The sequence below is a fragment of the Arthrobacter sp. BC5 genome (assembly GCF_056680255.1).
This window is the reverse complement of the sequence record NZ_CM155273.1, coordinates 1,941,835-1,966,212: the sequence shown is the minus strand read 5'-3', so window position 1 is coordinate 1,966,212 and position 24,378 is coordinate 1,941,835. Positions and strand designations below refer to the sequence as shown.

Genomic DNA, 24,378 nt, shown 5'->3' with positions numbered 1-24,378 from the left:
TTTCCCTTTCCCGTTACCAGACGTAGGCGAGGACTTCCCCACCTACACCCTTCTTGGATGCCTGGCGGTCCGTGAGCAGACCGGAGGACGTGGACAGGATGGCGATGCCGAGGCCGCCGAGCACGTGGGGCAGGTTCGTGGACTTGGCGTACACGCGCAGGCCGGGCTTGGAGATACGGCGGATGCCGGCGATGGAACGCTGGCGGTCCGGTCCGAACTTGAGGTCGATGGTCAGCTTCTTGCCGACCTCCGCTTCCTCTTCCTTCCAGCCGGCGATGTAGCCCTCGGCCTTCAGGATGTCCGCTACGCGGGCCTTCAACTTGCTGTACGGCATGGACACGGAGTCGTGGTAAGCCGAGTTTGCGTTGCGCAGACGCGTGAGCATGTCTGCGACAGGATCTGTCATTGTCATGTGGGCTCTTGCCCTTCCTCGAAACGGTTTCCGGATTCCGGCCGGCACACGCGGTGACGGCTGGAGCGGACCTGCAACGTAGTTAGATTAATCTTCGGATTTGAAGGGGAAGCCAAGCGCCTTGAGGAGCGCTCGGCCCTCGGCGTCGGTCTTGGCGGTGGTGACGACGGTGATGTCCATGCCACGTACGCGGTCGATACGGTCCTGGTCGATCTCGTGGAACATCGACTGCTCCGTGAGGCCGAAGGTGTAGTTGCCGTTGCCGTCGAACTGCTTGCCGTTGAGACCGCGGAAGTCGCGGATACGGGGCAGGGCGAGGGAGATCAGGCGGTCCGTGAACTCCCACATGCGGTCACCACGCAGGGTGGCGTGCGCACCGATGGGCATTCCTTCGCGGAGCTTGAACTGCGCGATGGACTTGCGGGCCTTGGTGACCTGCGGCTTCTGGCCCGTGATCGCTGTGAGGTCCTTGACGGCGCCGTCGATCAGCTTGGAGTCCTTGGCGGCGTCACCGACACCCATGTTCACGACGACCTTGACCAGGCGGGGAACCTGGTTGACGTTCGCGTAGTTGAACTCTTCCTGCAGCGTCGCCTTGATCTCGGACGCGTAGCGCGCCTTGAGGCGGGGAAGAACCCGGGTTTCTGCGGTTTCGACAGTCATTACAGATCCTTCCCTGATGACTTGGCCACGCGGATGCGGACAACGCGCTCGCGGCCGTCACGCTCGACGGTCTCGGTGCGGAATCCGACGCGGGTCGGCTTCTTGGTCTCGGGATCGACGACGGCGACGTTGCTGATGTGCACGGGTGCCTCAACGACCTCGATGCCACCGGTCTTGGTGCCGCGCTGCGACTGCCCGACCTTGGTGTGCTTGGTGATCCGGTTGATGCCTTCCACGAGGACGCGGTTGGTCTCGGGGAACACCTTCAGGACCTTGCCCTGCTTGCCGCGGTCTCCGCCGCGCTCCTGCTTGGCTCCGGTGATGACCTGGACGAGGTCACCCTTCTTGATCTTGAGCTTTGTCTTCTGTGCCATGGACTACAGCACCTCCGGCGCCAGCGAGATGATCTTCATGAAACGCTTGTCGCGGAGCTCGCGACCGACAGGGCCGAAGATACGGGTACCGCGGGGGTCGCCGTCGTTCTTCAGGATCACTGCTGCGTTCTCGTCGAACTTGATGTAGGAACCGTCCGCGCGGCGGCGTTCCTTCTTGGTGCGGACGATGACCGCCTTGACGACATCACCCTTCTTGACGTTGCCGCCGGGGATCGCGTCCTTCACGGTGGCGACGATGACATCGCCGATGCCTGCGTAGCGGCGCCCGGATCCTCCGAGAACGCGGATGGTCAAGATTTCCTTGGCCCCCGTGTTGTCGGCGACCTTTAGCCGCGACTCCTGCTGAATCACTTATTACTCCTGTCGTCGCGCCGGTTCTCTTGTCGAGCCTTGCGGAACGGATATGGGTGGGCCCCGTAATACTGGTACTCACCACCTGCGCGCCTGGGCACGCGTCCGCGCGCCGGAAGTCGGCGCGCAGGGATTGTGATGAACAAGATTATCGGGCTTTTGCCTATGTGCCCGGTGTGAAGGAAACCCCTGAGGGACACCCTGCGAGGAAACCTCGTGAGGGCATGCGCCAGCCCACCAGACAGACAAGATTCTTATAGTATCGCGAAGATGCCCCGGACACGAAATCGCGTCCGGGGCATCGTCGGTGGTGCCGGCAGGGCCGGCTCCGGGATGTGCTACTTGGCCTTCTCGATGACCTCGACCAGTCGCCACCGCTTGGTGGCGGACAGCGGGCGGGTCTCGCTGATCAGGACCATGTCGCCGATGCCGGCGACGTTCTGCTCGTCGTGCGCCTTGACCTTGGAGCTGCGGCGAAGCACCTTGCCGTACAGGCCGTGCTTCACGCGGTCCTCGACCTCGACCACGATGGTCTTCTCCATCTTGTCGGAGACGACGTAGCCGCGGCGTACCTTGCGGTAGCCACGCGAGTCGGCGTTGTGGACGGCCTTCTCGGTTCCTACGGTCTCGCTCTGCTGCTCACTCATTTGGCGTCCTCCTCAGAAGCCTCGGTGTCCACGGAAGGTTCGTCCTTCGTGGAGGCCTTCTTGGCTTTCTTGGGCTTGTCCGCCTTCGCGGGCTTAGCTTCCTCGACGGGAGCTACGACCTCGGGACGGAGACCCAGTTCACGCTCGCGCAGCACCGTGTAGATGCGTGCAATATCGCGCTTGACCGAGCGAAGGCGGCCGTGGCTTTCGAGCTGGCCGGTGGCCGACTGGAAGCGGAGGTTGAACAGCTCCTCCTTGGCCTTGCGCAGTTCTTCCACCAGGCGGTCCTTATCGAAGCCGTCCAGCTGGTCTGTTGCCAGTTCCTTTGAACCCAGAGCCATAACTATTCACCACCCTCACGACGCACGATGCGTGCCTTCAACGGCAGCTTGTGGATCGCGAGGCGCAGGGCTTCGCGGGCTACCTCTTCGGTTACTCCGGACAGTTCAAAGAGAACACGGCCCGGCTTGACGTTGGCCACCCACCACTCGGGCGAACCCTTACCGGAACCCATGCGGGTCTCGGCAGGCTTCTTGGTCAACGGGCGGTCCGGATAGATGTTGATCCAGACCTTTCCGCCACGCTTGATGTGGCGGGTCATGGCGATACGAGCGGACTCGATCTGGCGGTTGGTGACGTATGCCGGGCTCAGAGCCTGGATACCCCATTCGCCAAAGCTGACCTCGGTACCGCCGGTCGCAGCGCCGGAACGACCCGGGTGGTGCTGCTTACGGAACTTGACTCGACGTGGGATAAGCATTTAAGCCTGTCCTCCTTCAGTCGCAGCGGGGGCTGCGGCGGTCTCGGCGGGTGCCGAGGCACCCTGGCCCTCGGAGCGCTCGGGTGCACGACGACGACGGTCGCCTCCACGGTCGCCACCGCGGTCGGCGCCGGCAGGGCCACGGCCCGGACGGTCTCCACCACGGCCACGCGAGGGAGCTGCCGCAGCCTGGGCTGCGAGTTCCTTCGCCGTGACGTCACCCTTGTAGATCCAGACCTTCACGCCGATTCGGCCGAAGGTGGTCTTCGCTTCGAAGAAGCCGTAGTCGATGTTGGCACGGAGCGTGTGCAGGGGAACGCGTCCCTCGCGGTAGAACTCCGAGCGGCTCATTTCGGCACCACCCAGGCGACCGGAGCACTGGACACGGATGCCCTTCGCGCCGGCACGCTGTGCGGACTGCATGGCCTTCTTCATCGCGCGGCGGAAGGCCACGCGGGAGGAAAGCTGCTCGGCGATACCCTGGGCCACGAGCTGGGCTTCGATCTCGGGGTTCTTGACCTCGAGGATGTTCAGCTGGACCTGCTTGCCGGTGAGCTTCTCGAGCTCGCCGCGGATGCGGTCCGCCTCTGCTCCCCGACGGCCGATGACGATGCCGGGACGTGCCGTGTGGATGTCCACGCGGACGCGGTCCCTGGTGCGCTCGATCTCGACCTTCGCGATACCGGCCCGGTCCATGCCGGTCGACATGAGCTGGCGGATCTTGATGTCTTCGCGGACGAAGTCACGGTAGCGCTGGCCCGGCTTGTTGCTGTCGGCGAACCAGTGTGACCTGTGGTCGGTGGTGATGCCGAGTCGGAACCCGTGCGGGTTTACTTTCTGTCCCACTTAGCGGACCTCCACTTTCTCAGGGGTAGCGACGACAACCGTGATGTGGCTGGTCCGCTTGTTGATGCGGAACGCGCGGCCCTGGGCACGCGGACGGAACCGCTTCATCGTGGGGCCTTCATCGACGAATGCTTCGCTGATGATGAGGTTGTCCTCGTCGAAGGCAACGCCGTCACGGTCCGCGAGGACTCGTGCGTTGGCCATTGCCGACTGGACCACCTTGAAAACCGGCTCCGAAGCAACCTGTGGGGCAAACTTCAGAATAGCCAGAGCCTCATTCGCCTGCTTACCACGAACAAGGTTGACGACGCGCCGGGCCTTCATAGGCGTTACGCGGATATGACGCGCAATAGCCTTGGCTTCCATTGCTTTCCTTCTCTCGTCTTAGCCGTAAGAGCAGCGCCTAGCGGCGCTTGCCCTTGCGGTCGTCCTTAACATGGCCGCGGAAAGTCCGCGTGGGAGCGAATTCGCCGAGCTTGTGCCCGACCATCGACTCGGTGACAAACACCGGGATGTGCTTGCGCCCGTCGTGCACCGCGATCGTGTGCCCGAGCATGTCGGGGATGATCATGGAGCGGCGGGACCACGTCTTGATGACGTTCTTCGTACCCGTTTCGTTCTCGCGAGCGACCTTTACGAAAAGGTGCTGGTCGACGAAGGGGCCTTTCTTCAGGCTGCGTGGCATGTCTCCAGGCTCCTATCGCTTGTTCTTGCCGGAACGACGGCGACGCACGATGAGTGAATCGCTCTCTTTGTTGGGGCGACGGGTACGGCCTTCGGCCTTACCGTTCGGGTTGACCGGGTGGCGTCCACCGGAGGTCTTGCCCTCGCCACCACCGTGCGGGTGGTCGACCGGGTTCATGGCGACACCGCGGACGGTCGGGCGGATGCCCTTCCAGCGGTTACGGCCGGCCTTGCCCCAGTTGATGTTCGACTGCTCGGCGTTGCCGACCTCGCCGATCGTCGCGCGGCAGCGGACGTCGACGTTGCGGATCTCACCGGAGGGCAGACGCAGCTGGGCGAAACGGCCTTCCTTGGCGACGAGCTGGACCGACGCACCGGCGGAGCGTGCCATCTTCGCGCCGCCACCTGGGCGGAGCTCGACGGCGTGGATGACGGTACCCACGGGGATGTTGCGCAGCGGCAGGTTGTTGCCGGGCTTGATGTCGGCCCCGGCACCGGCCTCGACGAAGTCGCCCTGCTTGAGCTTGTTCGGCGCAACGATGTAGCGCTTGGTGCCGTCGACGTAGTGCAGGAGTGCGATGCGCGCGGTGCGGTTGGGATCGTATTCGATCTCGGCAACGCGGGCGTCTACGCCGTCCTTGTCGTGGCGGCGGAAGTCGATCAGGCGGTACTGACGCTTGTGTCCACCACCCTTGTGGCGGGTCGTGATCTTACCGGTGTTGTTGCGTCCACCCTTCTTGGGAAGGGGACGGACCAACGACTTTTCCGGCGTCGACCGTGTGATTTCAGCGAAGTCGGCAACGCTCGAGCCACGACGGCCCGGGGTTGTCGGCTTGTATTTACGGATTCCCATAACTCAATTCCTCGTTAAAGTGGTCTCCGCTCTAGGAGAGCGGACCGCCGAAGATGTCGATCGAGCCCTCTTTGAGGGACACGATGGCACGCTTGGTGCCCTTGCGCTGGCCCCAGCCGAACTTGGTGCGCTTGCGCTTGCCAACCCGGTTGATGGTGTTGATGGAGTCGACCTTCACGGAGAAGATCTTCTCGACCGCCAGCTTGATTTCTTCCTTGTTCGAACGCGGGTCGACCAGGAAGGTGTACTTGCCTTCGTCGATCAGGCCGTAGCTCTTCTCCGAGACGACGGGTGCAATGACGACGTCGCGCGGATCCTTTGCGATGGTGCCGCTCACTTGGCATCCTCCTCGGAGATGACAGCAGACACGCCGACGAACTGGTCGTAGGCGGCCTTGGTGAAGATCACGTCATCGGAGACCAGCACGTCGTACGTGTTGAGCTGGTCTACGTAGAGGACGTGCACTGCGGGGACGTTGCGCACCGACAGTGCGGCGACGTCGTTGGCGCGCTCGATGACCACGAGCAGGCGGGGCCGCTCGGAGATCGAACGCAGGGTCTCGATGGCACCCTTGGTGGACGGCTTGTCGCCGGTGACCAGGGACTCGAGAACGTGGATACGGCCGTTGCGTGCCCGGTCAGAGAGCGCTCCGCGCAGGGCGGCGGCGATCATCTTCTTGGGGGTGCGCTGGCTGTAGTCGCGGGGCGTGGGCCCGTGGACGATTCCGCCACCGGTCATGTGGGGGGCGCGGATCGAACCCTGACGGGCACGACCGGTTCCCTTCTGCTTGAACGGCTTGCGGCCTGCGCCGCTCACCTCGGCGCGGGTCTTCGTCTTGTGGGTACCCTGGCGGGCAGCCGCAAGCTGTGCCACGACGACCTGGTGCAGCAGGGGGATGTTGGTCTGTGCGTCGAAGATCTCCGCGGGGAAATCGACATTTACAGTGTTGGCAGCCATCTGGCTATGCTCCCTTCACGGCGGTGCGTACGAGGACGACCTGGCCGCGGGCGCCGGGTACGGCACCCTTGATCAGCAGCAGCGACTTCTCGGCGTCGACAGCGTGAACCTTGAGGTTCAGCGTGGTCTGACGAACGGCACCCATGCGGCCTGCCATTTTCATTCCACGGAAGACGCGGCTGGGGGTGGATGCTCCACCGATGGAACCGGGCTTGCGGTGGTTCTTGTGGGCACCGTGCGAGGCTCCAACACCGTGGAACCCGTGGCGCTTCATGACACCGGCGAAACCCTTGCCCTTGGTGGTGCCGATGACGTCGACGGTCTGGCCGGCCTCGAACATCTCCACGGAGAGTTCCTGGCCGAGCGAGTAGGTGTCGGCGTCGGACGTGCGCAGCTCGACCACGTGACGGCGGGGCGTGACGCCTGCCTTGTCGAAGTGGCCGGCGAGCGGCTTGGTGACCTTGCGGGGATCGATCTGGCCGAAGCCGATCTGCACGGCCGTGTAGCCGTCCTTGTCCTCGCTCAGGAGCTGGGTGATGACGTTCGAGTCCGCCTGGACCACGGTGACGGGGATGAGGATGTTGTTCTCATCCCAGACCTGGGTCATGCCGAGCTTGATGCCCAGCAGGCCCTTGACCTGGCGCGTAAGTGAAGTAGACATAGGTATCCGCTCTCCCTTACAGCTTGATTTCGATGTTCACGTCCGCAGGCAGATCGAGACGCATCAGCGAATCGACGGCCTTGGGCGTGGGGTCAATGATGTCGATCAGACGCTTGTGAGTACGCATTTCAAAGTGCTCACGGCTGTCCTTGTACTTGTGCGGGGACCGGATGACAACGAAAACGTTCTTCTCCGTGGGCAGCGGCACGGGGCCCACTACCGTTGCGCCTGCGCGCGTCACCGTCTCAACGATCTTCCGCGCTGAAACATCAATGACCTCGTGGTCATATGACTTCAGCCGGATGCGGATTTTCTGTCCCGCCATGGCGTCTCGACTCTCTCTCTACATAACTGCCTGGGCAGTTCCGGTACGTACGTACATTTCCTGCGCCCGTTGTGCGACGCGTCCTGATCAGGCTGAATCCGGATGGATCCGGGTTCCTCACCCTGCCAGGTCTCCGACCCCCGCGCTCGGGCGTGTCGCATATTCTGGACACACTCAGTCCGCTGAATCCGGACGAGCCGAACGGGGTGGATTATATTTGGGCCGCGCATTCCGGTGGACCGGATCCCTGCATCAGGCATTATCCTGACCGGGATGAGGCCTCGAACCGCACGCGCGAGCGCTTGAACAACTTATCTAGTGTCGCAGATCGCCGGGGTGATTGCGAATTGAGCGACGTCGCAGCGGGAGTGACCTCCCGCACCTGGGCCGCCCCTCCCCCGGTGGGGAACCGCCGGCTCACATGGAAGAACCCCCGTCGTGAACACGACGGGGGTTCTTCCATGTGCTGGCCGGTCACCCGGCGGCGTCATGATGCTGAATTACTTCAGGATCTTGGTGACACGTCCCGAGCCAACGGTGCGGCCGCCTTCGCGGATCGCGAAGCCGAGGCCCTCTTCCATGGCGATGGGCTGGATGAGCTCTACGGTCATCTCAGTGTTGTCGCCGGGCATGACCATCTCGGTGCCCTCGGGGAGGGTGATGACGCCGGTCACGTCCGTGGTGCGGAAGTAGAACTGCGGGCGGTAGTTGGAGTAGAACGGGTTGTGACGCCCGCCCTCGTCCTTGGCCAGGATGTAGACGTTGGCCTCGAAGTCGGTGTGCGGGGTGATGGAACCCGGCTTCACGATGACCTGGCCGCGCTCTACGTCCTCGCGCTTGATGCCGCGGAGGAGAAGACCACAGTTCTCGCCTGCCCAGGCCTCGTCGAGCTGCTTGTGGAACATCTCGATACCGGTGACCGTGGTCTTCTGGACCGGGCGGATGCCGACGATCTCGACCTCGGAGTTGATAGCAAGGGTTCCACGCTCGGCGCGGCCGGTGACGACCGTTCCACGACCGGTGATCGTGAAGACGTCCTCGACGGGCATCAGGAAGGGCTTGTCCTTGTCGCGCACGGGGTCCGGCACGTTGTTGTCGACAGCTTCCATCAGTTCCTCGACGGACTTGACCCACTCGGGGTCGCCTTCGAGGGCCTTGAGGCCGGAGACGCGGACGACGGGGGCGTCGTCACCGTCGAAGCCCTGCGAGCTGAGCAGTTCGCGGACCTCCATCTCGACGAGGTCCAGGAGCTCCTCGTCGTCGACCATGTCGGACTTGTTCAGCGCGACCAGCAGGTAGGGAACGCCGACCTGGCGGGCGAGCAGCACGTGCTCACGGGTCTGCGCCATCGGACCGTCGGTGGCGGCGACCACGAGGATGGCACCATCCATCTGGGCCGCACCGGTGATCATGTTCTTGATGTAGTCAGCGTGACCGGGGGCGTCTACGTGTGCGTAGTGGCGCTTCTCGGTCTGGTACTCAACGTGCGAGATGTTGATCGTGATGCCGCGCTGCTTCTCCTCGGGAGCCGAGTCGATCGACGCGAAGTCACGCTGCTCGTTGAGGGTGGGGTACTTGTCGTACAGCACCTTGGAAATGGCAGCCGTCAACGTGGTCTTTCCATGGTCAACGTGACCGATGGTGCCGATGTTAACGTGCGGCTTAGTCCGCTCGAACTTTGCCTTCGCCACGGGTTCCTCCTAGAACGTTTGAGAAGATCTGCTTCCCAGCCGCGCTTTTCGCAGCTGAAACTCATGCAAGTCTACTGGGGGCTTTTGTTTTGATGAAATTGCTCTGCACTGCCGGTCCGGCTTGGCCCGTCAGCTGGGAGACGGGCCGGCCTGCCCTTGGACAGACCGGCCGCGCTTCCCGGGATTCCCGTTTCCGGGAGGGGTACTACTCGCCGCGAGTCTTCTGGATGATCTCGTCGGCGACTGCCTTCGGGACCTCGGAGTAGCTGTCGAACTTCATGGAGTACACGGCGCGGCCCTGGGTCTTCGACCGCAGGTCACCGATGTAGCCGAACATGCCCGAGAGAGGCACGTGGGCCGTGATGACCTTGACGCCGCTGGCGTCCTCCATGGACTGCATCTGCCCACGACGGGAATTGAGGTCACCGATCACTTCACCCATGTATTCCTCGGGCGTGCGGACCTCCACCTCCATCAGCGGTTCGAGCAGCACGGGCTTCGCCATGCGTGCGGCTTCCTTGAAAGCCATCCGGCCGGCGATCTTGAACGCCATCTCCGAGGAGTCGACGTCGTGGTAGGCACCGTCGAGCAGCGTCGCCTTGATGCCGACCACGGGGTATCCGGCGAGGACGCCGTCGTTGAGGGCATCCTGGATGCCGGCGTCGACGCTCGGGATGTACTCGCGGGGCACGCGGCCACCGGTGACCTTGTTGTCGAAGGCGTACATGACACCTTCCTCGACCTCCATCGGCTCGATCGCGATCTGGATCTTCGCGAACTGGCCGGAGCCACCCGTCTGCTTCTTGTGGGTGTAGTCGTGCTTCGCGACCTTGCTCCGGATCGTCTCGCGGTAGGCGACCTGGGGCTTGCCCACGTTCGCCTCGACGCGGAACTCGCGGCGCATGCGGTCCACCAGGATGTCCAGGTGGAGCTCGCCCATGCCGGCGATGATCGTCTGTCCGGTGTCCTCGTTCAGGGAGACCTGGAACGTGGGGTCCTCGGCCGAGAGCTTCTGGATGGCCGTGGACAGCTTCTCCTGGTCGCCCTTGGTCTTCGGCTCGATGGCCACCGAGATCACGGGCGCGGGGAAGCTCATGGACTCGAGCACGATCTGGTTCGCCGAGTCGGAGAGGGTGTCACCGGTGGTGGTGTCCTTCAGGCCGATCGCCGCGTAGATGTGCCCGGCCGAAGCCTCCTCGACGGGGATTTCCTTGTTGGCGTGCATCTGGAAGAGCTTCCCGATGCGCTCCTTCTTGCTCTTCGTGGAGTTCACGAGCTGGGTACCGGCCGTGACATGCCCCGAGTACACGCGGATGAACGTCAGCTGGCCGAAGAACGGGTGCGTCGCGACCTTGAACGCGAGGGCCGAGAAGGGCTCCTCCGTGCTGGGCTTGCGCGTGAGCTCGATCTCTTCGTTCCGGGGATCGTGTCCGATCATCGGGGGGACGTCGAGGGGCGAGGGCAGGTAGTCGATGACGGCGTCGAGCATCGGCTGCACACCGCGGTTCTTGAACGCGGAGCCGCAGAGGATCGGGTAGAGCTCGGAGTTGATCGTCATCTTCCGGATGCCGGCCTTGAGCTCGTCGACGGAGATCTCTTCGCCTTCGAGGTACTTGTTCATGAGCTCGTCCGAGGACTCGGCGACGGTCTCGACGAGGGCCGCGCGGTACTCCTCGGCCTTCTCCTTGAGGTCGGCCGGGATCTCCTGGATCTCGTACTTGGCACCCATGGTCACGTCACCCTTGGCATCGCCGGGCCACACGAGGGCGCGCATGTAGAGCAGGTCGACGACGCCGATGAAGTCGTTCTCGGCACCGATGGGGAGCTGCAGCACGAGGGGTTTGGCGCCCAGGCGGCTGATGATGGTGTCGACGGTGAAGTAGAAGTCGGCGCCCAGCTTGTCCATCTTGTTGACGAAGCAGATGCGGGGGACCTCGTACTTGTCGGCCTGGCGCCAGACGGTCTCCGACTGGGGCTCGACGCCCTCCTTGCCGTCGAACACTGCGACAGCGCCGTCGAGGACGCGCAGCGAACGCTCGACCTCGACCGTGAAGTCGACGTGGCCGGGCGTGTCGATGATGTTGATCTGGTTGTTCTCCCAGAAGCAGGTCACGGCGGCAGACGTGATGGTGATGCCGCGCTCCTTCTCCTGTTCCATCCAGTCGGTGGTGGAGGCGCCGTCGTGCGTCTCGCCGATCTTGTGGTTGACACCCGTGTAGAACAGGATGCGCTCGGTAGTAGTGGTCTTGCCGGCATCGATGTGGGCCATGATGCCGATGTTGCGGACCTTGTTGAGGTCGGTAAGCACGTCCTGTGCCACGGTGTCTCCCTTAATACGAAAATGGAGTTCTGCTGGACTGCCGGCCGGACCGGTCCTGGTGGGGACGCGGTCCGGCCGGCAGATCTGCTACCAGCGGTAGTGTGCGAAGGCCTTGTTCGACTCGGCCATCTTGTGCGTGTCCTCGCGGCGCTTGACTGCGGCACCGAGACCGTTCGACGCGTCCAGGATCTCGTTCTGGAGGCGCTCGGTCATCGTCTTCTCGCGGCGGGCCTTGGAGTAGCCCACGAGCCAGCGGAGGGCCAGTGCGGTCGAACGACCGGGCTTGACCTCGACGGGAACCTGGTAGGTCGCGCCACCGACACGACGTGAACGGACCTCGAGGGTCGGCTTCACGTTGTCCATGGCCTTCTTGAGGGCTGCGACGGGGTCGCCGCCGGACTTGGCGCGTGCGCCTTCGAGCGCGCCGTAGACGATGCGCTCTGCGGTGGACTTCTTGCCGTCGACGAGCACCTTGTTGATCAGCTGCGTGACCAGGGGTGAGCCGTAGACGGGATCGAGTACGAGCGGCCGCTTCGGGGCCGGGCCCTTACGAGGCATATTACTTCTTCTCCATCTTTGCGCCGTAGCGGCTGCGAGCCTGCTTGCGGTTCTTCACGCCCTGGGTGTCGAGCGCGCCACGGATGATCTTGTAACGGACACCGGGAAGGTCCTTCACACGACCGCCGCGCACGAGCACGATGGAGTGTTCCTGAAGGTTGTGACCGACACCGGGGATGTAGGCGGTCACTTCGATGCCGCCGTTGAGGCGCACGCGGGCGACCTTGCGCAGGGCCGAGTTCGGCTTCTTGGGGGTGGTGGTGTAGACGCGGGTGCAAACGCCGCGCTTCATGGGGCTGCCCTTCAGTGCGGGCGCCTTGGTCTTGGAGACCTTAGGTGTCCGGCCCTTGCGGACCAGCTGGTTAATCGTAGGCACTTTCGTGTTCTCCGTAATGTCTGAAGTGATCTCTGTCGCCCTACTCCGCGGCGAGGGCGGCTCAGCAGGGCCGCACCATCCAGAAGTCGGGATGATCAGTCGTTTGGCGCAACACCCACTGACAACCTGCCGCAGAACGACTGTAGGCGTGCGAAAATGTGGCATTCGTTGTACAACTTACGTACAACGCGGAGATACGTTTCGCAACGCCGATCCTCTGCCACACAAACAATTGAGGTCCAGTCTACCAGAGATCAGCGGCCGCCTTTCGCCCCGCCTCCTCCCCCATGTGGTAGGGCCGCGTGGACGGGACGGGAGAGGCCCCGGACCATCTGGTCCGGGGCCTCTCCTTCCGACAGTCAGGTTCAGCGGAAGTCGCTGTTACCCATGTCGTAGTCGTCCAGCGGGATCGCGTGGAACTCGGGGCTCAGGCCGCCCTCGACACCGGCGTAGTCGAAGTCGCTGAACGCGCTCGGACCGGTGAAGAGGTTCGCCTTGGCTTCCTCGGTGGGCTCGACCGTGACCTTCGTGTAGCGGTCCAGGCCGGTACCGGCCGGGATGAGCTTACCGATGATGACGTTCTCCTTGAGGCCGAGCAGCGGATCGCTCTTGCCTTCCATGGCGGCCTGCGTGAGGACACGCGTGGTCTCCTGGAAGGAAGCGGCCGACAGCCACGACTCGGTGGCGAGCGACGCCTTGGTGATACCCATGAGCTCGGGACGGCCGGACGCCGGCTTCTTGCCCTCGGATACCACGCGACGGTTCTCGTCCTCGAAGCGGCGACGCTCTGCCAGCTCACCGGGGAGCAGGTCCGACTCGCCGGACTCGATCACGGTGACGCGACGCAGCATCTGGCGGACGATGACCTCCACGTGCTTGTCGTGGATGCCCACACCCTGGCTGCGGTACACGCGCTGCACCTCGTCCACGAGGAACTCCTGGGCCTTGCGGGGGCCGAGGATACGCAGGATCTGCTTCGGGTCCACCGCACCGAAGACGAGCTGCTGCCCGACCTCGACGTGGTCGCCGTCGGAGACCAGGAGGCGTGCGCGGCGCAGGACCGGGTACGCGATCTCCTCTGAGCCGTCGTCGGGGGTGACCACCAGGCGGAGCTGCTTCTCGGCATCTTCGATGGTGACCCGCCCTGCGACCTCGGAGATCGGGGCGACACCCTTGGGGGTGCGCGCCTCGAACAGCTCCTGGATACGGGGCAGACCCTGGGTGATGTCCTCCGCCGATGCGACACCACCGGTGTGGAAGGTACGCATGGTCAGCTGGGTACCCGGCTCACCGATCGACTGTGCGGCGATGATGCCGACGGCCTCTCCGATGTCCACGGTCTTGCCGGTTGCGAGCGAACGGCCGTAGCAGAGGGCACAGGTTCCGACACTGGACTCACAGGTGAGCACGGAGCGGACCTTGATCTCGGCGATGCCGGCCTCGAACAGTTCACCGATGAGTACGTCTCCGACGTCGGAGCCCGCGGGAGCGAGCACCTGGCCCTTGGAGTCGACGACGTCGGTGGCCAGCGTACGGGCGTACGCCGAGTTCTCGACCTCTTCGTGCAGCACGAGCTCGCCGTCGGCGTTCGGCACGGCGATGGTGACCTTCAGGCCGCGCTCGGTGCCGCAGTCGTCCTCGCGGACGATGACGTCCTGCGAGACGTCGACCAGGCGACGGGTCAGGTAACCCGAGTTGGCCGTACGCAGGGCGGTGTCGGCGAGGCCCTTACGGGCACCGTGCGTCGCGATGAAGTACTCCAGGACCGACAGGCCCTCGCGGTACGAGGACTTGATCGGACGAGGGATGATCTCACCCTTCGGGTTGGCCACGAGACCACGGATACCGGCGATCTGGCGGACCTGCAGCCAGTTACCACGGGCGCCGGAGGACACCATGCGGTTGATGGTGTTGTCCTTCGGCATCGCGGCACGCATGGACGCGGCGACCTCGTTGGTGGCCTTGTTCCAGATGTCGATGAGCTCCTGGCGGCGCTCCTCATCGGCGATCAGGCCCTTGTCGAACTGCGACTGGACCTTGGCGGCCTGCGTCTCGTAGCCCTCCATGATCCCGGCCTTGTTGATCGGCGCGGAGATGTCGGAGATGGCGACGGTGACGCCCGAGCGGGTGGCCCAGTAGAAACCGGCGTCCTTCAGGTTGTCCAGCGTCGCCGCCGTCACCACCTTCGGGTAGCGCTCCGCCAGGTCGTTGACGATCGTCGAGAGCTGGCCCTTGTCGGCGACCTTCTCCACCCAGGGGTAGTCCAGGGGAAGGGTCTCGTTGAAGAGCACCTGTCCGAGCGAGGTCTCGATCAGCGCGGGCGTCCCCGGCTCCCAGCCTTCGGGAGCGGCGATGTCGGCGCTGGGAACGAAGTTGTCGACGCGGATCCGCGCCACCGAGTTGAGGTGGAGGGAACCCATGTCGAACGCCATGATCGCCTCGGCGACACTGGTGAAGACGCGGCCTTCGCCGGCACTTCCCTCACGCTTGGTGGTGAGGTGGTGCAGACCGATGATCATGTCCTGCGAGGGCAGGGTGACCGGACGGCCGTCCGACGGCTTCAGGATGTTGTTCGAGGACAGCATCAGGATGCGCGCCTCAGCCTGGGCCTCGGGGCTCAGGGGCAGGTGGACTGCCATCTGGTCGCCGTCGAAGTCCGCGTTGAACGCACCGCAGACCAGCGGGTGCAGCTGGAGTGCCTTGCCTTCGACGAGCTGCGGCTCGAACGCCTGGATGCCGAGACGGTGCAGGGTGGGTGCACGGTTCAGCAGCACGGGGTGCTCGGTGATGATCTCTTCGAGGACGTCCCACACCTGGGGGCGGTACCGCTCGACCATGCGCTTGGCGCTCTTGATGTTCTGCGCGTGGTTGAGGTCCACCAGGCGCTTCATCACGAACGGCTTGAAGAGCTCCAGTGCCATCTGCTTGGGCAGACCACACTGGTGCAGCTTCAGCTGCGGGCCGACCACGATGACCGAACGGCCCGAGTAGTCGACGCGCTTGCCGAGGAGGTTCTGACGGAAACGACCCTGCTTGCCCTTGAGCATGTCCGAGAGGGACTTCAGCGGGCGGTTGCCCGGTCCGGTGACCGGACGGCCGCGACGACCGTTGTCGAACAGGGAGTCGACGGCTTCCTGGAGCATGCGCTTCTCGTTGTTGACGATGATCTCGGGAGCTCCGAGGTCGAGCAGACGCTTCAGGCGGTTGTTGCGGTTGATGACGCGGCGGTACAGGTCGTTGAGGTCGGACGTCGCGAAGCGGCCACCGTCGAGCTGGACCATCGGGCGCAGTTCCGGCGGGATCACCGGCACGGCGTCGAGGACCATGCCCAGGGGGCTGTTCGTGGTCGTCAGGAACGCGTTGACGACCTTGAGTCGCTTCAGGGCACGCGTCTTCCGCTGGCCCTTGCCGTTCTGGATGATATCGCGCAGCATCTCTGCCTCGGCGGGCATGTCGAAGTTCTCGAGGCGCTTCTTGATCGCCTCGGCACCCATGGAGCCCTCGAAGTACAGGCCGTAGCGGTCGCGCAGTTCGCGGTACAGGCCTTCGTCACCCTCGAGGTCGGCGACCTTCAGGGTCTTGAAGCGCTCCCACACCTGGACCAGGCGCTCGATGTCGGCGTCCGCGCGCTTGCGGACGTTCGCCATCTGGCGGTCGGCGGAGTCGCGTGCCTTCTTCTTGTCGGCAGCCTTGGCGCCCTCTCCCTCGAGGCGGGCGAGCTCGTCCTCGAGGTCCTTGGCGATCGTGGCGATGTCGGAGTCACGCTGGTCCGTCATCTGCTTCTTCTCGAGGTCGTGCTCGGCCTGGAGGTTCGGCAGTTCGGCGTGGCGGTTCTCCTCGTCGACCGCGGTGATCATGTAGGCGGCGAAGTAGATGACCTTCTCGAGGTCCTTCGGCGCCAGGTCGAGCAGGTAGCCCAGGCGTGAGGGGACGCCCTTGAAGTACCAGATGTGCGTGACGGGGGCAGCAAGCTCGATGTGGCCCATGCGCTCGCGGCGCACCTTGGCGCGGGTCACCTCGACGCCGCAGCGCTCGCAGATGATGCCCTTGAAGCGCACGCGCTTGTACTTGCCGCAGTAGCACTCCCAGTCACGGGAAGGGCCGAAGATCTTCTCGCAGAAGAGTCCGTCCTTCTCGGGCTTGAGCGTGCGGTAGTTGATGGTTTCCGGCTTCTTGACCTCGCCGTAAGACCAGCCGCGGATTTCGTCCGCGGTGGCAAGGCCGATTCGCATGAGGCCGAAGGAGGATTCGCTGGACATAGGGTCCCTGTTCTCTCTTTGTTCTCTAAATTCTTGAAGTCTTATGGGGTGCGGCGAAGAGTGGAGTCCCCCACCGGTCCAGGGAGGTGCCCGGAGGAAGGCGGCTTCAATATTTCAAGGCCGCCCAGCGGCCGCCAGAAATTTCGTTGCCGCCGTTCCGGGTGCCGGACTGGACCGGTCGGGTGAAACCTAGACCTCTTCGACAGAACTCGGCTCGGCCCGTGAGAGGTCGATGCCCAGTTCCTCCGCGGCCCGGAAGACTTCTTCATCCGAGTCACGCATTTCAATCGTGGTGCCGTCGGTGGAAAGGACTTCCACGTTCAGGCAGAGCGACTGCATTTCCTTGATGAGGACCTTGAAGGACTCGGGAACGCCCGGCTCGGGGATGTTCTCGCCCTTGACGATGGCCTCGTACACCTTGACGCGTCCGTGGATGTCGTCCGACTTGATGGTCAGGAGTTCCTGCAGCGTGTAGGCCGCACCGTAGGCCTCGAGGGCCCACACTTCCATCTCACCGAAGCGCTGGCCACCGAACTGTGCCTTACCACCCAGCGGCTGCTGCGTGATCATCGAGTACGGGCCGGTGGAGCGCGCGTGGATCTTGTCGTCCACCAGGTGGTGGAGCTTCAGGATGTACATGTAGCCGACCGAGATCGGGTCCGGGAACGGCTCGCCGGAACGGCCGTCGAACAGGCGCGCCTTGCCGGACTCGCCGATGAGGCGCTGTCCGTCACGCGTGACGTTCGTGGAGCCGAGCAGGCCGACGATCTCGTCCTCGGTGGCGCCGTCGAACACGGGGGTCGCGACGGTGGTCGAGGCGATCTCCCGGGGAAGGTTCGGGAGGTTCTTCATCCACTCGGGCTCGCCCTCGATCTTCCAGCCCTGCTTGGCTGCCCAGCCGAGGTGGATCTCGAGGACCTGGCCGACGTTCATGCGCCCGGGGACACCGAGCGGGTTCAGGACGATGTCGACGGGCGTGCCGTCCTCCATGAAGGGCATGTCCTCGATCGGGAGGATCTTGGAGATGACGCCCTTGTTGCCGTGACGGCCGGCGAGCTTGTCGCCGTCCGTGATCTTGCGCTTCTGCGCCACGTACACGCGGACGAGCTGGTTGACGCCCGGGGGCAGCTCGTCGTCGTTGTCGCGATCGAAGATGCGGACACCGATGACCGTTCCCGACTCACCGTGGGGGACCTTCAGCGAGGTGTCGCGGACTTCGCGGCTCTTCTCGCCGAAGATGGCGCGCAGCAGGCGCTCCTCCGGGGTCAGCTCGGTCTCACCCTTGGGGGTGACACGGCCGACGAGGATGTCGCCGGCTTCGACCTCGGCACCGATGTGGATGATGCCGCGCTCGTCGAGCGCGCCGAGGACCTCTTCGGAGACGTTCGGGATGTCACGCGTGATCTCCTCGGCACCGAGCTTGGTGTCGCGGGCATCGACTTCGTGCTCCTCGATGTGGATCGACGTCAGGACATCGTCGGAGACGATGCGCTGCGACAGGATGATCGCGTCCTCGAAGTTGTGGCCTTCCCAGGACATGAACGCGACGAGCATGTTCTTGCCCAGGGCGAGCTCACCCTGGTCCGTGGACGGACCGTCGGCGATGATCGTGTTGTACTCGACGCGGTCACCCTCGGAGACCAGGACGCGCTGGTTGTACGCGTTGCCCTGGTTCGAGCGGGCGAACTTCATGATCGGGTAGTTCGTCTCGGTGCCGTCGTCGTTGAGGATGCTGACCAGGTCGGCCGACACCTCGTTGACCACGCCCGCCTTGTTCGCGGTGACGGCGTCACCGGCGTCGACGGCCGCGTTCTTCTCCATGCCGGTGCCCACGAGGGGACGCTCGGAACGGAGCAGGGGCACGGCCTGGCGCTGCATGTTCGCACCCATGAGGGCGCGGTTGGCGTCGTCGTGCTCCAGGAACGGGATCATCGCGGTGGCGACCGACACCATCTGGCGCGGGGAGACGTCCATGTACTCGACCTCGGAGGGCTCGACGAGCACGGGCTCGCCGGAACCACCACGGGTACGGACGAGGACCATATCCTCGGTGAACGTGTTCTGCTCGCTGAGGGGCGCGTTCGCCTGGGCGATGAGGCGCTCCACCTCGTCGTCCGCGGTGAGGTAGTCGATCTGGTCGGTCACGAGGCCGTCGACGACCTTGCGGTACGGGGTCTCGATGAAGCCGAATGCGTTGATGCGGCCGTACGAGGCGAGCGAACCGATGAGGCCGATGTTCGGGCCTTCAGGGGTCTCGATGGGGCACATGCGTCCGTAGTGCGACGGGTGGACGTCACGGACCTCCATGCCTGCACGGTCACGGGACAGACCACCCGGACCCAGCGCGGAGAGGCGACGCTTGTGCGTCAGTCCGGCGAGCGGGTTGTTCTGGTCCATGAACTGCGAGAGCTGGGAGGTTCCGAAGAACTCCTTGATCGCGGCGACGACGGGGCGGATGTTGATCAGGGTCTGCGGCGTGATCGCCTCGACGTCCTGGGTGGTCATCCGTTCGCGGACGACACGCTCCATGCGGGACAGGCCGGTACGGACCTGGTTCTCGATGAGCTCGCCCACGGCGCGGATGCGACGGTTGCCGAAGTGGTCGATGTCGTCGACCTCGACGCGGAGCTCGACGTCGCCGCCGTCACGCTTGCCGCCGAGGGTCTTGTCGCCGGCATGCAGCGCGACCAGGAACTTGATCATCGCGACGATGTCGTCGATGTTCAGCACCGAGGCATCGGAGTCCGTGAGGTCCTTGTCGATGCCGAGCTTGCGGTTGATCTTGTAGCGGCCGACCTTGGCGAGGTCGTAGCGCTTCGGGTTGAAGTACAGGTTGTCCAGGAGTGTCTGGGCAGCCTCGACCGTGGGGGGCTCGCCCGGGCGCAGCTTGCGGTAGATGTCGAGGAGGGCGTCCTCGCGGGTCTCCGTCGCGTCCTTCTCCATGGTGGCGCGGATGGAGTCGTACTGGCCGAACTCCTCCAGGATCTGGCCTTCTGTCCAGCCGAGGGCCTTGAGGAGCACCGTGACCGACTGCTTGCGCTTGCGGTCGAGGCGGACGCCGACCTGGTCGCGCTTGTCGATCTCGAGCTCGAACCAGGCGCCGCGGGACGGGATGATCTTGGCGCTGAAGATGTCCTTGTCGCTGGTCTTGTCGGCGGTGCGCTCGAAGTAGGCGCCCGGCGAGCGGACCAGCTGCGACACGACGACACGCTCGGTGCCGTTGATGACGAAGGTGCCCTTGTCGGTCATGAGGGGGAAGTCACCCATGAACACGGTCTGCTGCTTGATCTCGCCCGTGTTGTTGTTCATGAACTCGGCCTTGACGTACAGCGGGGCGGAGTAGGTCGCGTCGCGATCCTTGCACTCGGCCATCGTGTACTTGGGGTCTGCGAACTCGGGCTCGGAGAAGCTCAGGGACATGGTGCCCTGGAAGTCCTCGATCGGGGAGATCTCCTCGAAGATGTCCGCCAGACCGGAGGTCGTGGCTACACCCTGCAGTCCCTTCTCCAGCGCTTCCTCAACGCGGGCCTTCCAGCGCTCGTTGCCGACGAGCCAGTCGAAGCTGTCCGTCTGGAGGGCGAGAAGATTGGGAACGTCAAGCGGTTCGTGAATCTTTGCGAATGAGAGCCGGGGTGCGGCGCCGTCGGCGTCGACCTGGCTGGTAGCGGTTGCATTATTAGAGGTGCTCGGGGCGACCAAGAGGGATCCTTCCACAGACCGTCAGGCTTGTCAGCGCATTCGCCTCAGCACCGCCACCGCAGTATGCTGCGGGGATCTCAGTGCTCACCGGATCTGCTCGCGCGCATCCCAACCGTGGGGCCAGGTTAAACGACGAGAGCAGAAAAAAGCCCACCGCTATATGAAGGCTACCGCTTTGTGTATCAAGCAGGGTTTAGAGGGAAGACGCAAAGACCTACACTACGGCATGGGTCATGGAAAGTCCAATAGCCCCTCTCCCCCTCGTGCGTCAAGCGCGCCGCGCCCGCCGGGCAGCGAGGAAGCGTGGTTCCGGCCGCGGCGCCCGGGTCCGCGCTAGCCGGCGGCGGGCTCCGGGAGCGGCCCCGTGCTGGTATCGCCGCGCAGCCGCTTGACGATGAGTTCGGCGCTGATCAGGCACATCGGGATCCCGATCCCCGGGACGGTCGAGCTGCCCGCGTAGAACAGGTTCCCCACCCTGGCGCTCCGGTTGGACCCCCGGAGGAACGCGCTCTGCTTGAGGATGTGCGCCGGCCCCAGCGAGGTGCCCCGCCAGGCGTTGAGGTCGTCCGCGAAGTCCTGGGGGCCGTAGCTGCGGCGCACCACGATGCGTTCGGCGAGGTCCGGGATGCCCGCCCACTCGGAGATCTGGCCGATCACCGTGTCGGCGAGTTCCTCGACGCGCGCGTCTCCCCCGCGCTCGATGCCGCCCTTGCCGATGCTCACGTCGGCCGGGATGGGTACGAGGACGAAGACGTTCTCGTGGCCCTCGGGTGCCACCGAGCCGTCGGTCGCGCTGGGACGGCAGACGTAGAGCGACGCCGGTGAGGGCACGGAGGTCTCCCTGCCGAAGATACGCCCGAAGTTGTCCCGCCAGTCGGTGGTGAACAGCAGGGTGTGGTGCTCGAGCTGCGGCAGTGCGCCCTTCACCCCCAGGTACAGCAGCAGGGCGCTCGGCCCGGGCACGCGCTTCTGCCAGTACTTCTCGGGGTAGGTCTGCAGCTCACCCGGCAGCAGGGTGGTCTCGGTGTGGTGCAGGTCCGCGGCGGAGACGACGATGTCGGCGTCCACGGACGTCGTCGTCCCATCCGAGCGGTAGCTGACGGCACGCACGGTCGCCGCCCGGCGGTCGAGGGGCGAGCGTCCGGGCGTTCGTGCATCCGTGTCGATGGAGACGACGTCGGCCCCGGTGCGGATCTCGACGCCGGCAGCGGTCGCGACGCGCTCCATGGCCTCGATGAGGGTCGTGAAGCCGCCCATCGGGTAGAGCACGCCGTCGTCGAGGTCGAGGTGGCTCATCAGGTGGTACATGCTCGGGGCATCGAAGGGAGAACTGCCGAGGAACACGGCCGGGTACCCGAGGATCTGCTGGATGCGCGGGTCCTTGAAGCGCTTCTCCACGAAGGACTGCAGCGGCTCCAGGAGGAGCGAGCCGATCCTCGGGAGGCGCCGGAGGACGTCCGGGCGGAAGAAGGGCAGGAAGGACTGGAAGGTCGAGTAGAGGAATCGCTTCTTCGCGATCTCGTAGGCGTCCTCGGCGGAGTCGAGGTACTTCGAGAGCTGGTCCCCGGCGCCGGCCTCGAGGGATTCGAAGAGTTTGGTCACGGCCTCACGGTCCGCGGGCACGTCGACGGAGTCGAGGCCCTCCTCGAAGACCACGCGGTAGCCGGGATCGAGCTTCACGAGATCGAGCTGCTCGGCGGCGCTCGTCCCCATCAGTCTGAAGAAATGGTCGATCACCTCGGGCATGAGGTACCAGGAGGGGCCCGTGTCGAAGCGGAAACCGTCCTGCTCCCAGGAGCCGGCACGTCCGCCGACCTGGTCGCGCTTCTCCAGCAGGGTGACGCGGTGGCCTTCCTTCGCGAGCAGGGCCGCGGTCGCGAGCCCGCCGATCCCGCCTCCGATCACGACGACGTTCCTGGCGCCCACCCGTGGGCGCTCGCTCTGGCGTGCGGTCATGCCGTCCTCTCCTGCGCGGCGAGTTCCGGTACCGCGCGACCGGTGAAGGCTTTCGCCAGGATGCGGAGCTTGACCGGGTTCGGAACCCGGATCCGCGCCCGGAGGAGCTCCTCGGCCGGCGTCCTCCGGAGCCGCACGGCGAGTTCGGTGAAGAGGCCCTGCGCAAGGGCGACGGCGCGGCGCGGCGTCGGCGGCAGGCCCGGGAGCGAGGCGGCCGAGATCCGCAGGTCCTCGTCGATGTCGTCCAGCAGCCGGATCTTGTCGGCCTCCGTGAAGCTGCCCGGCCGGACGCCCGGGAAGTAGCTGCGGCCCAGGGTGGAGAAGTCCTCGGCGAGGTCGCGCAGGAAATTGATCTTCTGGAAGGCGGCGCCGAGGTGGCGTGCACCGTCCACGAGGACGGCGTCCTCCTCCGCCGTCACCGCCCTGCCCACCAAAAAGGCCCGCAGGCACATGAGGCCGACGACCTCAGCGGATCCGTAGACGTACCGGTCGAAGGACTCCTGCGTGTGCTCGCTCTGCGTGATGTCCGCGCGCATGGAGGCGAAGAACGGCCGCGTGAGGTCGGTGCCTATGCCGGTGGTCCGCGCCGTGACCGCGAAGGCGTGCACCACGAGATTGGTGCTGTAGCCCGTGGCCATCGCCGCTTCGGTCTCGCGCTCGAGATCGTCCAGCATCCGCTCCACCCCGGGAACCGTGAGGCCGGCCCCGGCGGCGGCCCCGTCGACCACCTCGTCCGCCACGCGCACGAGCGCGTACACCGCCTCGATGGAGCTGCGCGTGGTGCGGTCGAGGATGCGCGAGGCCATCCCGAAGGACGTCGAGTAGCAGCGGATCACCTCTGCCGATGTCTTCAGGGCCGCCGCGTTGTACCGCGCGAGCGAATCGTCCACGCCCATTCAGCGCACCCGGTGCACGACGGCGGACACCACGGGTTCGAGGGCGGACCGCAGGGCCGTCGGCATGCCGCCGGACTCGAGGTGGGTGCGGGCCCGCGACGCGTACTCCGCCGCCAGGTCGGCCGAGTAGTCCTTCGCTCCGCTGTCGACCAGGATGCGCCGGACGTAGTCAGCGTCCGCGGCGGACATGCCCGGGCTGCCGACGAGCGACGAGATCCTGTCCCACTCCGGGCGCGCGGCGACGTAGGACATCAGGGCGGTGCGTTTGCCCTCGCGGAGGTCTCCCCAGTTCGTCTTGCCCGTCCGCGTCTCGTTGCCGAAGACGCCCAGCAGGTCATCGGCGATCTGGTAGGCGATCCCGGCATCGCGTCCGAAGTCCCCGAGCCGGGCGACCACCTCCTCCTCCGCGCCCGCGAGGACGGCGCCCGCCTGCAGGGGCCCTTCGAAGGAGTAGACGGAGGTCTTCAGCCGTGCCATGTGCACGATGTCCTCGAGTGAGGGCATGGCGGGGCTGAGCGAGGTCTCGATGTCGAGGAACTCCCCTGCTGCGGAGGCGAAGACGGCCTCGTCGAGGATCTCGCTCAGCCGGCGCCGGACGGCATCCGGCGCTTCGACGCGCTCGAGGAGCCGGTATGCGTTGGACAGTGCGAGGTCCCCGGCGACCACTCCTGCGGAGAAGCCGATGTGCTGCGCGCCTTCGGGTGAGGCACCCGCGGCTTCGGCGATGGTCCGGTACCGGCCGGAGACGTTCGGGATGCCGCGCCGGACGAAATCGCGGTCGATCACGTCGTCATGCACGATCAGGGCCGTGTGCAGCAGTTCGAAGGCCGCACCGAGCCCGGCCGCGTTCTCGACGTCCCGCCCACCGAGCACCTGGTACGCGGACATCACCAGGCGGGGCCGGAAGCGTTTCCCGCCGGCGGTGCACCGTTCGAGGGTCTCCCACAGCGCGTGGTACCCGGGCCCGATCTTCGCCGCGCGGATCTTGGACTCCTCGAAGAACCGGCCGAGGGCGCCCTCCACCTCCTCGAGCCCTTCGGGCTCGACCAGCAGAGTGTCCATGTCCATA

Annotated in this window: 23 protein-coding genes and 1 pseudogene; all 24 read right to left on the bottom strand. The window is 65.1% G+C overall.

All coding sequences use genetic code 11. The annotated features are described in order from the left end of the window. Positions 1 to 13: 13 nt before the first annotated feature. Positions 14 to 412, bottom strand: a complete 399-nt coding sequence (gene rpsH, locus AC1MFI_RS09145) for a 30S ribosomal protein S8 (protein ID WP_043440638.1) — start codon at positions 410 to 412, stop codon at positions 14 to 16. An 87-nt stretch (positions 413 to 499) separates the two neighbouring features. Next, a complete protein-coding gene (gene rplE, locus AC1MFI_RS09140) occupies positions 500 to 1,075 on the bottom strand; it encodes a 50S ribosomal protein L5 (protein WP_104050952.1) in 576 nt (191 codons plus the stop codon). Next, positions 1,075 to 1,449, bottom strand: coding sequence for a 50S ribosomal protein L24 (gene rplX, locus AC1MFI_RS09135; protein WP_400482729.1), 375 nt, complete (start codon positions 1,447 to 1,449; stop codon positions 1,075 to 1,077). The genes rplE and rplX overlap by 1 nt, the downstream gene beginning before the upstream one ends. A gap of 3 nt (positions 1,450 to 1,452) precedes the next feature. After that, positions 1,453 to 1,821 carry a 50S ribosomal protein L14 gene (rplN, locus tag AC1MFI_RS09130; protein ID WP_049829173.1) on the bottom strand — a complete coding sequence of 123 codons (369 nt, stop codon included), beginning with the start codon at positions 1,819 to 1,821 and terminating at the stop codon, positions 1,453 to 1,455. Between the two features lie 338 nt (positions 1,822 to 2,159). Next, entirely contained in the window at positions 2,160 to 2,468 is a 309-nt protein-coding gene (rpsQ, locus tag AC1MFI_RS09125; protein WP_479816304.1) for a 30S ribosomal protein S17, read from the bottom strand. Further along, a complete protein-coding gene (gene rpmC / locus AC1MFI_RS09120) occupies positions 2,465 to 2,809 on the bottom strand; it encodes a 50S ribosomal protein L29 (RefSeq protein ID WP_400482731.1) in 345 nt (114 codons plus the stop codon). Before rpmC ends, rpsQ begins: the two co-directional genes overlap by 4 nt. 2 nt (positions 2,810 to 2,811) lie before the next feature. Further along, the gene (rplP, locus tag AC1MFI_RS09115; protein WP_087030089.1) at positions 2,812 to 3,228 is read right to left on the bottom strand and encodes a 50S ribosomal protein L16; all 417 of its coding nucleotides are present in this window, start codon (positions 3,226 to 3,228) and stop codon (positions 2,812 to 2,814) included. Then, the gene (gene rpsC, locus AC1MFI_RS09110) at positions 3,229 to 4,074 is read right to left on the bottom strand and encodes a 30S ribosomal protein S3 (protein ID WP_104118808.1); all 846 of its coding nucleotides are present in this window, start codon (positions 4,072 to 4,074) and stop codon (positions 3,229 to 3,231) included. Beyond that, on the bottom strand, positions 4,075 to 4,440 hold the full coding sequence (gene rplV, locus AC1MFI_RS09105) for a 50S ribosomal protein L22 (protein ID WP_055768073.1): 366 nt from the start codon (positions 4,438 to 4,440) through the stop codon (positions 4,075 to 4,077). Positions 4,441 to 4,477: 37 nt separating this feature from the next. After that, a complete protein-coding gene (gene rpsS, locus AC1MFI_RS09100; protein WP_104050958.1) occupies positions 4,478 to 4,759 on the bottom strand; it encodes a 30S ribosomal protein S19 in 282 nt (93 codons plus the stop codon). 12 nt (positions 4,760 to 4,771) lie between these two features. Continuing rightward, positions 4,772 to 5,611 (bottom strand): 50S ribosomal protein L2, encoded by an 840-nt coding sequence (rplB, locus tag AC1MFI_RS09095; RefSeq protein ID WP_055768070.1) that lies wholly within the window; start codon positions 5,609 to 5,611, stop codon positions 4,772 to 4,774. Between the two features lie 31 nt (positions 5,612 to 5,642). Further along, positions 5,643 to 5,948: a 50S ribosomal protein L23 gene (gene rplW / locus AC1MFI_RS09090; protein WP_026531955.1), complete on the bottom strand. Its 306-nt coding sequence runs from the start codon at positions 5,946 to 5,948 to the stop codon at positions 5,643 to 5,645. Further along, positions 5,945 to 6,568: a 50S ribosomal protein L4 gene (gene rplD, locus AC1MFI_RS09085; protein WP_479816303.1), complete on the bottom strand. Its 624-nt coding sequence runs from the start codon at positions 6,566 to 6,568 to the stop codon at positions 5,945 to 5,947. The genes rplW and rplD overlap by 4 nt, the downstream gene beginning before the upstream one ends. A gap of 4 nt (positions 6,569 to 6,572) precedes the next feature. Beyond that, positions 6,573 to 7,229: a 50S ribosomal protein L3 gene (rplC, locus tag AC1MFI_RS09080; RefSeq protein ID WP_400482733.1), complete on the bottom strand. Its 657-nt coding sequence runs from the start codon at positions 7,227 to 7,229 to the stop codon at positions 6,573 to 6,575. Positions 7,230 to 7,245: 16 nt separating this feature from the next. Further along, positions 7,246 to 7,554, bottom strand: a complete 309-nt coding sequence (rpsJ, locus tag AC1MFI_RS09075) for a 30S ribosomal protein S10 (RefSeq protein WP_026531952.1) — start codon at positions 7,552 to 7,554, stop codon at positions 7,246 to 7,248. A 500-nt stretch (positions 7,555 to 8,054) separates the two neighbouring features. Continuing rightward, on the bottom strand, positions 8,055 to 9,245 hold the full coding sequence (gene tuf / locus AC1MFI_RS09070; RefSeq protein ID WP_104118804.1) for an elongation factor Tu: 1,191 nt from the start codon (positions 9,243 to 9,245) through the stop codon (positions 8,055 to 8,057). Between the two features lie 205 nt (positions 9,246 to 9,450). Then, a complete protein-coding gene (fusA, locus tag AC1MFI_RS09065; RefSeq protein WP_479816301.1) occupies positions 9,451 to 11,565 on the bottom strand; it encodes an elongation factor G in 2,115 nt (704 codons plus the stop codon). 87 nt (positions 11,566 to 11,652) lie between these two features. After that, positions 11,653 to 12,123 carry a 30S ribosomal protein S7 gene (gene rpsG, locus AC1MFI_RS09060; protein ID WP_087076905.1) on the bottom strand — a complete coding sequence of 157 codons (471 nt, stop codon included), beginning with the start codon at positions 12,121 to 12,123 and terminating at the stop codon, positions 11,653 to 11,655. Between the two features lies 1 nt (position 12,124). Further along, positions 12,125 to 12,499, bottom strand: coding sequence for a 30S ribosomal protein S12 (gene rpsL, locus AC1MFI_RS09055; RefSeq protein WP_120147087.1), 375 nt, complete (start codon positions 12,497 to 12,499; stop codon positions 12,125 to 12,127). Positions 12,500 to 12,864: 365 nt separating this feature from the next. Continuing rightward, a complete protein-coding gene (locus tag AC1MFI_RS09050; RefSeq protein ID WP_479816298.1) occupies positions 12,865 to 16,758 on the bottom strand; it encodes a DNA-directed RNA polymerase subunit beta' in 3,894 nt (1,297 codons plus the stop codon). 189 nt (positions 16,759 to 16,947) lie between these two features. Beyond that, positions 16,948 to 20,457: a DNA-directed RNA polymerase subunit beta gene (gene rpoB, locus AC1MFI_RS09045; RefSeq protein ID WP_479816296.1), complete on the bottom strand. Its 3,510-nt coding sequence runs from the start codon at positions 20,455 to 20,457 to the stop codon at positions 16,948 to 16,950. A 333-nt stretch (positions 20,458 to 20,790) separates the two neighbouring features. Beyond that, positions 20,791 to 22,446 (bottom strand): annotated as a pseudogene (crtI, locus tag AC1MFI_RS09040) (phytoene desaturase family protein); the annotation flags it as partial. Then, entirely contained in the window at positions 22,410 to 23,309 is a 900-nt protein-coding gene (locus AC1MFI_RS09035) for a phytoene/squalene synthase family protein (RefSeq protein WP_479816294.1), read from the bottom strand. The gene AC1MFI_RS09035 and the pseudogene crtI, both read right to left, overlap by 37 nt. Beyond that, positions 23,310 to 24,377, bottom strand: a complete 1,068-nt coding sequence (locus AC1MFI_RS09030; protein ID WP_479816292.1) for a polyprenyl synthetase family protein — start codon at positions 24,375 to 24,377, stop codon at positions 23,310 to 23,312. Position 24,378 lies beyond the last annotated feature (1 nt).